This window comes from Pseudanabaena biceps PCC 7429 (assembly GCF_000332215.1).
GTDB lineage: Bacteria > Cyanobacteriota > Cyanobacteriia > Pseudanabaenales > Pseudanabaenaceae > Pseudanabaena > Pseudanabaena biceps.
The window spans coordinates 1-10,189 of sequence record NZ_ALWB01000181.1 but is presented as its reverse complement, the minus strand read 5'-3'; the positions used below and the strand labels follow the sequence as shown (position 1 = coordinate 10,189).

7 protein-coding genes are annotated in these 10,189 nt (G+C 41.3%); all 7 read right to left on the bottom strand.

The features are described from left to right. Positions 1–561: 561 nt before the first annotated feature. On the bottom strand, positions 562–1,221 hold the full coding sequence (locus PSE7429_RS17275; RefSeq protein WP_009628581.1) for an SMI1/KNR4 family protein: 660 nt from the start codon (positions 1,219–1,221) through the stop codon (positions 562–564). 4 nt (positions 1,222–1,225) lie between these two features. Next, the gene (locus PSE7429_RS17270; RefSeq protein ID WP_009628580.1) at positions 1,226–3,475 is read right to left on the bottom strand and encodes an RHS repeat-associated core domain-containing protein; all 2,250 of its coding nucleotides are present in this window, start codon (positions 3,473–3,475) and stop codon (positions 1,226–1,228) included. Positions 3,476–3,697: 222 nt separating this feature from the next. Next, entirely contained in the window at positions 3,698–4,420 is a 723-nt protein-coding gene (locus PSE7429_RS17265) for a hypothetical protein (RefSeq protein ID WP_009628579.1), read from the bottom strand. Between the two features lie 2 nt (positions 4,421–4,422). Beyond that, entirely contained in the window at positions 4,423–5,211 is a 789-nt protein-coding gene (locus tag PSE7429_RS17260; RefSeq protein WP_009628578.1) for an RHS repeat-associated core domain-containing protein, read from the bottom strand. Continuing rightward, positions 5,208–5,690: a YD repeat protein gene (locus PSE7429_RS17255; RefSeq protein ID WP_009628577.1), complete on the bottom strand. Its 483-nt coding sequence runs from the start codon at positions 5,688–5,690 to the stop codon at positions 5,208–5,210. The genes PSE7429_RS17260 and PSE7429_RS17255 overlap by 4 nt, the downstream gene beginning before the upstream one ends. A gap of 78 nt (positions 5,691–5,768) precedes the next feature. Next, positions 5,769–6,044: a hypothetical protein gene (locus PSE7429_RS17250; RefSeq protein WP_009628576.1), complete on the bottom strand. Its 276-nt coding sequence runs from the start codon at positions 6,042–6,044 to the stop codon at positions 5,769–5,771. Beyond that, a partial coding sequence (locus tag PSE7429_RS17245; protein ID WP_009628575.1) for an RHS repeat-associated core domain-containing protein occupies positions 6,028–10,189 on the bottom strand: 4,162 nt, incomplete at its 5' end. The genes PSE7429_RS17250 and PSE7429_RS17245, both read right to left, overlap by 17 nt.

The window sequence follows — 10,189 nt, the reverse complement described above, 5'->3', positions numbered from 1 at the left end:
CCATTAAGTCAAATATTGCATCTCTTCCATTTACCTAAAAAATTATATGCCTGTTGACGAAAGTTCTGTAGTTTATCAATAATCATGACTGTAGATGTGCTTTTCTTTTTCTATCTACTTTAGGCAGTTTGTATCTCTTTTACTCTGCCTTTTTTCCTTTTTTAGTCTAAACTCCAGTCATTTCTAGAAAGCGATCGCTATCAAACGATAAAATCCCGATCGCTTAAAACATCATCTAAAAATCCCTGATAGCCCTCAAATGAAAAAGCGATCGCTACTAAATCTAAAAAACTTCGATCGCCTACTCATGACTAGAAAGCGATCGCTCTCAAACGATAAACTCCCGATCGCTTAAAACATCATCTAAAAATCCGTGATCGCCTTTACAATGAAAAAAAGCGATCGCTATCAAACGAGACACTCCCGATCGCCTAAAACATCATTTCAAAACTCCTGATAGTTCTCAAATGAAAAAGCGATCGCTACTAAATCTAAGATCGCCTACTCATTGCTAGAAAGAGATCGCTACTCAAACTAAATTAGCTAGACAACTAGAATAGTCTATCCAGGTAGAATGAATTCTTCATTTGGGAATAAGTCAAAATAGCTGCCTAATGCTTCAGGATTATGCTTTAGCCGAATAGTTTCTTCTTTCTCAGGATCGCACTCATGAAACATCTCCCCATTCTGTTCGACAATGTAATAAGCCCCTGTTTCGTAGCATTCGACTATAGTCCGAATCATACTTGTGAGACTTGTATACATATACTTTGGTCGTATATCATTCCAGTCACTATAGTTGTAAAGAAAAACTGGTGAAGGTGACTTATTAGATTTATTGTTAATCAAAATAAAGTAATCACCTTCATCTCTAAAGAAGATGGGAAACCAGTAACGCTTCCACCAAGTTCTATCGGCTTGTCGTCCAGCATGTATCGCACTTTCCTCAGCATTTCTCAATTTTGAGGAATATTGAAATAAGGCTTCTTGTAGTGACATAAATGATATCCCTGGAAAAAGTCTATTGTTTGTATTATATGTTCCATTTGACCATCTGTATAAATCTTTGACCTCATCTGGAAGTAAAACCGACCTGTTTCTCAATATTAGGTCAAAAGCAGATTCTTTAACACCAAATTGGAGAAGATCAAGTTTGTCTTGAGCGTATTGATCAAACAAAGTTGAAATTTTATCTAAGTAGAAGTAAATATTATTAGTCATTTTATTACCATCCTATAGGTCTTTCTGTTCTGCCTTCTCTAGTGATCCAAAACGATCTTTCTCCAGCATTATTTGGCATTGTAACCACTCCAAATATGTCGCCAAAGTTGACTCTTGCTCTCTGATAGAATGCACCCATTAATCCTCCTTGTGTACTTGATTCTAAATCATCAAGTAGTTGTAAAGAGACATATCCCATATTATAGCGAGTTTCTCCACCCTCAATTGACGAGTTGAAGGGGTACTCATCGCAAGCTGGACTAATCCAATGGAATTGAGATGTCCAAGCATCCCTAGCTGACTGATTACAGTGAGAAGTTCTGTCTAAAAAAGTTCTAGGTTGCTCAGATCCATAGTGAAGGGTGGCTGGGAGACGATACTGCGGAAAGATGGAAGGATTTCGGGCATCTGAACTTATTGTGTTTCCTTGTCCATTTTGAGCTGCATTAATGTGAGAAGCGTGTCCAGGTAAGTCTTTTGCTGTATAAACTACCGTAGGTATTCCAGTCCTGCTACAGTAAGGATCGTTTAGTGATGCACAAGTATTAAGTTCGCGTATTGATACCTGTAAAGGTAAGCCTTCTGCCAAAGAAATAGGCGGTATTGGTCGTTCAGATTGTGGTAGACCAGTCAATCTTGAGCCAGAACTTCCTCTAGAATAACTCACAAAATATATAGCCGCGAGAGTAGCAATTATCCGATTAACCGCAGCTTGTTCCAGTAAAAACATCCCAGATGGATCAGTACCATTGACAGGATTACCATGAGTATAGCCATAGCGATTGAGAGACAGCGGATTATTCATAACGCCATCAAACCTATCCCTCTGAGTAAAGCGACCAATATCTGTACTGTAATATCTATCCCTTAGATAATAATCACCCAGATTCTTATCAAACTGCTCACCCGCATAGAGATAGCTATTGACCGTCGTACCCGTCGAACTAGATAGATTCCCATAGGCATCATAATTATAGGTATCCGTCACATTACCCGTCGCATCCGTCAAAGCCCTCGTACTGCCCAAACCATCATAAACATAGAACGACTTCGTCCCATTTCTATCCTGAGAAATCAAGTCACTACCATAAGTGTAAGAAGCAAACACCGTTCCACTAGGAGCATACTCCGCCAACACCTGAGCATAATTGCGATTCTTATCCACCAAGAATCTCGTCTCCACACCGTTTACCGTCTGCGATACGCGAATACCAGAATAGTCATAATCATAGACCGTACTCGTACCACCACCCTCAGTCGCTTTTAACCGATTCTCCGCATCCCAAGTATAGGTAGTCGTCACCCCATCCTTAGTCTCAGTTTTCTTATTGCCATTACTGTCATAGGTAAAGGTCGCAGTACCATCAGTCAATAACCTGTCATTGGCATCATAGACATAATTCGCAGTAACCCCACCACTCGTCTTCGTGAGCCTATTGCCAGTCGGACTGTAGGTATAGCTCGTACCAGAAACTCCATCATTTTCCGACAACAACCGATACAGCCCATCGTATGTATAATTCACGGTGCGGCTATAACCAGCTAAATTCTCCACGACCTTTGTTCGCATACCCGCATTATCCAAAGTATAAGCCGCACTGAATATTACCGTACTATCCTTCTTGCTCTCAATCTGTGTCAAACGATTCAGCAAGTCATAGCTTCTCTTCTCGATCACACCATTAGCTAAGTCGGTTTCAATCAGATTGCCAGCCTTATCATAATTATAGGTAGTTACCGCGCCAGTTGCATCGGTGACAGTCTGCAATTCCTTGTACTTGTCATAAGTAAAAGTAGTCGTACCACTAGCCGTCGTAATCGCAGTTCGCAAGTTCGCGGCATTATAGCCATAGCGCAGGAACTGACCGTCAGGATCGATCTGCTCGGTCAATCTTTGCCGCGCATCATAGCTGTAGGTAGTCGTACCCCGACTATCCGTCACTGAGGCAAGCTTACCAATGCTTGCATAGGTCATCGTGAAGGTTTCACTGGGCAATACCTTCTTAGTCAGACGATTGAGCGCGTCGTATTCGTAGGTAATTGTTTCGCCATTGGCATTGGTAAAACTTGCCATGTTACCCACTGCATCATAGGTGACTCTAGACAGTTGCCCCATCGGCAGTACTGTATCCACACGGCGATTCAAGGCATCGTATCGATATTCGGTGACATGGTTACTCGCATCCTTCACTGAGGTCAAGTTTCCAGCCAAGTCATAACCATATTCTGTGCGTTGATTCAGCGCATCAATCACGGCTGCTAAGCGTCCCTGTGCATCGTATTCATACTGGGTTACTTTGCCATTCTGGTCTGGGGAGCTATTACAGAGAAAGTTACTGTCGTAGGTTTCGCTTGTGTTAATGTGATCAGTATTAGGGTACTTTTATCGGTCTGCCAAATTTATCGTAGAGGAAGGTGGTAGCTCTTCCTAACGCATTCTTTTCAGTCAGTAGATCTCACTTATTTTTCCTTGATACTAAGACTTCTCATAGAAAAGACCTTGCAATAAATCAGGTAATGCATTCAAGAAATGGGCACAGAAAATACTAAGTGATTTAGCTGATTGCTCCGCTTCATCTTCCGTTGTGCATATCCAACGTGCTGTATTAAAATTGAACCCAAGCCATATTCCAAGAGAAATTCCCACACCTGGCCCAAGTCTGATACTTTTCTCATCTTGATGAAAGATTGTGTGAAAGTAGCTAAATGTTCCATTAACAACATCGATCCATGTCTTAACAGACCAACAATCTATGATTGTTCGATATCCTAAACCTCCTTTTCTACTAAATGGTTTTCCTAAAATAGATTCTAATTCGTTGCTAATTAAAGATTTTAGTTTTTTTGAATCAACAACTTGTTGTATAGAATTGAGATGCTCAAGTTGCTTAATTATTTGGCTGTGGGAATTAGCTTCATTGTAAAACCAATGATCAAGTTCTTGGTCTCTATCAGTTAAATTTTCGCCTAATAAGCTAAGAGTATTACGCTGACTAAATTTTGGGAGAGCTAAAGCTAGCTCTAGCTTTAGCTCGGATGATAACGAGTCAAATATTTTTATAATATTTTGTGCTTCGGGGTTGAGAAGCTTTCTTAGAGAAGGAAAATCCTCTCTAGCTTCTCGTTGAGCTTCCAATATGCTCCAGTGATAAAAACGTATATCAAACTCATTGGTTAAATACTGCAAATTTGAAGACATAACTAAAAGAAACCCCTTGAAAGTGATGCTTGAAGTCTAGTATTCGATACCAGAAGATCAATTTGTGATTTTTCAACTGCTCTTATAAAAGCAACTGATATTAATACTAATGGTGAATCTTCATCATAACCAATCCTATCGTAAATAATAAGCCCTGGTCCATAGGTTGACACAAGGGCGAATCTATTTGTTCCAGTAATAGGTATTACAGAGGGATATGATTTGTATGTAACTCCTGCAAACCATCTCTGCGGATCTCTTAGATTTAGCGCTGCTAGATCTCTATTTAACTGGTTTTGTGCCTTAGAAAGTTGTGTTCTGGGTTTAACTTCATAAATCTCACGCAACTTAAAATCTGTAAGGTCTGGTCTTGCCGAATTTCTATAACGAACACCGCTCTCATTCTCGTCACCTAATGATCTTCTGAGTATTCTGAGTATATTTTGCTGTATTACTTTTACTCCAGGATTTTGACTTGAACGAGGATCATATACACGATTTATTCTGTCTTCACTTACAAAGTGTTTACCAATTACTTCGTGTACGATGTCCCCATCTAATACAGCAGTTCTTCCGCTTGGATCAACAAAGGCTAATGGATTTCCATTCGCATAAAGATACTTATTCAGAGAAAGCGGATTATTTGTATTCCCCTCCCAAGTATCGCTTCTGGTAAACCGACCGATCGCCTGATTATAATATCTATCCCTTAAATAATATTGACCAACCCCAGCATCAAACTGTTCACCCGTATAGAGATAACTATTCTGAGTCGTACCAATAGAACTCAAGACATTACCATAAGCATCATAGATATAGCGTCCGTCACCACCCCACTCGCGTCAGTCAGTGCCTTAGTGCTACCTAACCCATCATAGAGATAGAAAGATTTTGCCCCATTCCTATTCTGAGAAATCAGGTCATGACCATACAGATAGGAAACCTGAGTTCCTGAGTTATCGTACTCCTCAAGCACCTGAGCATAATCGCGATTAGCATCAAGCAAGTAACTGGTCTTCACACCATTAATTGTCGAACTAACCCTAATTCCATTTTCATTGTACTCATAGGACACAGCATCAGTACTAGGATTCTGAACACTTACTAATCGTCCTTGGTCGTTCCAAGCATAGATCGTAATATCCGTACCCTTAGTCTTTGACTGCGTATTGCCATTATTGTCATAGCCATAGCTCATCACCTCAGAGCCTTTCGTCTCTGTTAACAACCTGTCGTTAGCATCATAGACATAACTCGTAGTCCCATCCACAGAATCAGCCTTACTCAAGCGATTACCAACCGCATCTATTGAAATAGAACATTGCTACAAGATATTCCATTAGCATAGTTATTCTGTTAATGGAATATCTTGTAACTCAGCTAACAATTCTTTGCCTTTGTCAGATATAACATAGCCAGAATGTTCATTTGTAGATGCTTCTTCAATTAGTCCATCTTTAAACATTTTTTGAAGTATTTCGATAACTCTTGGAACATCCTGTGCAAGGGGATGTTTTTTCATCGTTAATATTTTCCCAAGAATATATGGGCTAATAGGTACGCCAGATGAAGTGCCGTAAAGTCGCAGTAAGTTTTCTATATCTTTATTAAGGTCTAATTCCATGTAATTTAGCTATGTAATTTTCAGAACGCCTTATAGCTTCTGGATGATAGAGATCAGTCAATTCAACCCCTATCCCACCAAAATCTTCTATAGTCGCTGTGTGAGTATTATTCCATACATTATACTGTTCTACGGAGCCAAGAGGTGGATAGTTTACACCAGGTCTATAGCCAAGCTTTTGAAATCTGAAACCTTCGCGAAGTTCGTGAGTATAAAAGTTTATATCAACTTGCGTTGGCATTATTTCTCCGTTTGCTATAGCTTTGAGTCGGCTAATCATATATTGATTACCAGGATCGTAATCAAATCCATTAATGTGATTTACTACTCTATCAATTCCTTTGTTGGTAATTTTAACACTTCTAGTAGTGAGTTGTTTAATTGCTCCGCCTGCTGCATTTGGATCAAAAGGACGATTACTTATAGGTCCTCTTCCTCCTAGTGGGGGAATTGCACTTATTCCTGATCCAAATGCTTTGCTGTAAAGATATGGCAAAGCTAAGAAAGTGCCGACAACAGCAACATTCAAAGCTGTATCAATAAGAAACTCTTTTAACCCATAGTCGCCATCATTCAATGTAGCTGATATTAGATAGCCTCCAGCATTAGTTTGTATTCCCGCTAAAGTATTACGGATTGATTCAGCAGCCGAAAACTCTGCAATTGAGAATTTCCCAGTAGGATCGATGAAACCAACTGGATTTCCATTTGCATACAAATACTTGTTTAAAGACAAAGGATTACTAATATTACCTTGGTAACTATCACTTCTCGTAAACCTACCAACACCCTGATTGTAATATCTATCCCTCAAATAATACTGATTAAGATTCTTATCAAACTGCTCACCAGCAAAACGATAACTATTTTCAGAACTACCTGTTGAATTTAGCAAAGTTCCATAGGCATCATAGTTATAGGAATCCGTAACAGTGCCTGCCGCATTAGTCAAAGCCCTCGTACTACCCAAACCATCATAGATATAGAAAGACTTCATACTATTCCTATTCTCAGAAATGAGATCATGTCCATAGACATAGGAAGCAATTACCGTACCATCAGGCTTATACTCTTCCAACACCTGAGCATAATCACGATTTTCATCAATTAGATAGCGTGTTTCTACCCCATCATCAATGGAAATCACCCTGATACCAGTAGAGTTATACTTGTACTCAACCGTCTTAGTACCAGTCGCCGAACTAATCACCGCCTTAATCAGCCTACCGCTATCATCCCAAGTATTCACCGTAACATCAGAACCCTTAGTCACAGAGAGCGTATTACCATTAGCATCATAAGTATAAGTAGAAATTCCATCACTGATTAACCTGTCATTAGCATCATATACATAGGAAGTCTGAATACCATCATCCACCTTACTCAGCCTGTTACCAACAGCATCAAAAGTATAGCCAACCGTCTTATTCCCATTGACAGAATCGGTAATCTTCTCCTCAGTCAACCGATAAAGCGAATCATACTTATAATCCACCTTCCGACCATCCTGCTCAGTCACCGAAGTCCGCATACCTGTAGGACTGAGAGTATAAGTAAACCCAGACAGCACCGAGCCATCCTTCTTACTCTCCAACTTCGTCAACCGATTCAAACCGTCATAACTTCTTGTTTCTATAACTCCATTCGGCAAAACAGTCCGACTCAAATTACCCACCGCATCATAATCATAATCTGTAACATCAGTACCATTAGTGATAGTATCCAAACGATTCAACGCATCAAAGGTATAACTCGTAGTCCCCGAAGGAATCATCACACTAGTTCTGTTACTCGCCGCATCATAGGTATAAGCAATAGATTTTCCATCAGGATCGACCCTCGAAACCAACCTATCCCTAACATCATAATTAAACAAAGTCACACCACGACCATCCGTCACCGTCTGTCTCTGTCCGACCAGATTGTAGGTATAGCCAAAACTCGTACCATCCTGATAACTCTCATTAACCAACCGATTCATCACATCATAGGACATCGTTGCCGTCTTACCATTAGCATCAGTCTGACTCTTGAGATTGCCCACCGCATCATAGAGATAAGTAAACCTCTGACCCAAAGGCAACACCTTCGCCACTCTCTCACCCACCAGATCATACTCAAACCTAGTCGTATGACCATTGGCATCCGTCTGAGCAATCATCCTGCCCAACTCATCATAACCATAACTAGTCCGTTGACTTAAACCGTCAATCACACTCGTCAACCGATTCAGTCCATCATACTCAAACCGCGTACTCACCCCAGCCTGATCCGCCGTCGAAACCCTACGACCCAACTTATCATAATCAGTCATCGTAAACGTACCATCCGCAAAAATCGTCTTGGTATTGCGACCGATCGCATCATAAACATAACTAGTCGTGCGATTCAACGCATCCTTCACACTTACCCTGCGACCCGCATTGTCATAGGCAAAAATCGTCTTAAAGTTCAGCGCATCGGTAATTTCGGTCTGTCTACCCGCCAGATCATAACTAAACGTAGTCCGATTACCACGCTGATCCACCTGAGCCAATACCTCTCCTGCCAAGTCATACTCAGTCTTGGTTCGGGGATTATCACTCAAGTCATTCGGCGTAGCATCAGGCTCAATGGTTTCAATCAACCTTCCCAAAGCATCATAGACAAATACCGTCTTCACTCCAGCCTGATTAATACTGGCTATCTGTCTACCCGCCGCATCGTATTCTGATTTCGTAGAAGTACCATCAGCATAGATCGTTTCAATTAACTGACCCTTCTCATCATATTTATATTCCGTGCGACGATTGAGGGCATCATAGCTATACTTCTCCTTCCCATTCGCATCATACTCAGTACGAGTTATCCGTCCTTCTGCATCGGTTGTAGTCAATAGTCTGCCATTGGCATCATAGGTATTAACGGTTTTGACTTCCTTAATTCCTTCTGCTGTCGTCACCGTCGTCGATTCGCTTAACTGATTACCATTAGCGTCATAGCTGAAACTAGTTGTATGTCCTAAACTATCAGTACTACCAGTGATTCTACCGAAACTGTCATAACTGAAGTTAGAACTACGCCCCAAAGCATCCGTTGTTGAGGTTAGCTGTCCTCTGAGGTCATAGTCAAAGCTCGTAACATTGCCCAAAGCATCCTTACGTGAGAGCAGATTACCACGCTTGTCATAGGCATTCACCGTCGCATTACCCAAGGCATCGGTCTCTGTCAAAACTCGTCCATAAGCACCATAGGTATAGCGAGTAGAATTACCCAGAGCATCGGTTTCCGATAAGCGATTACCAAAACTATCATAGGTATAGCTCATGGTTCTACCCAAAGCATCGGTCTGAGATAATAGATGATTTTCATCATCATAGGTTCTCGTTGTCATCCCCGTCAGCGCATCCACTTCCGAGACGACATTACCCCTTTGGTCATAAACATAGGTCGTGGGATTACCCAAAGCATCCGTCACCGTCTCCGTCGAATTAGTCGGGTCATAAGCCAATTGTACAGGCTTACCCAAAGCATCCACCAACTTCACCAGACGACCCTGCGCGTCATACTCATTCTTCACCCCAGATCTTCCAAGTGGATCGACCACTTCTGTCAAGAAATGGTCACGGGTGGGCTGAGCATACTTAAACTGGGTCGTATTACTCTCCCTGTCCGATACCCCAATCAAATCACCCTTAGCATCATACTGATACTTGACCACCTGACCGAGAGGATCAGTTACTGAAGTAATCCGACCACTAGCATCCCTCTGGAATGTTACCGCTTTTCCTGTATCGCTAGTAATTCCCGCATCCGTAAACGTGAGCGTATTGCCATTGGGATTAGTAACTTTATTCAGATCACCCGTCGTTCCATCAATCTCATACACAATCCCCTCCTTCGTGGTGAGAATGTACTTATTCCCAAAATAACCATCCGCAGGATTGTAAGCCACCCCACTACCAAGGGAATAGTACTTGCCATCGATGTAACTTAACTTAGTATCGACAACGGTCAAGGTACTAGTGGAGCCTTTCTCCGATGTAAAGGCAGGATGGTAAATCGATGCATCATAGCCATCGATCGCAGGGAAATAGCTAGAAATTGGATCGCGGGTGGGCTTAAAGGTAAAGGTTTCGCGCTTGCCCCCTGGCAAAGTGATAAAT

Bases quoted from the DNA above. Each gene is read 5' to 3' on its own strand.
- PSE7429_RS17275 (WP_009628581.1), bottom strand. From the start codon at position 1,221: ATGACTAATAATATTTACTTCTACTTAGATAAAATTTCAACTTTGTTT.
- PSE7429_RS17250 (WP_009628576.1), bottom strand. From the start codon at position 6,044: ATGGAATTAGACCTTAATAAAGATATAGAAAACTTACTGCGACTTTAC.
- PSE7429_RS17265 (WP_009628579.1), bottom strand. From the start codon at position 4,420: ATGTCTTCAAATTTGCAGTATTTAACCAATGAGTTTGATATACGTTTT.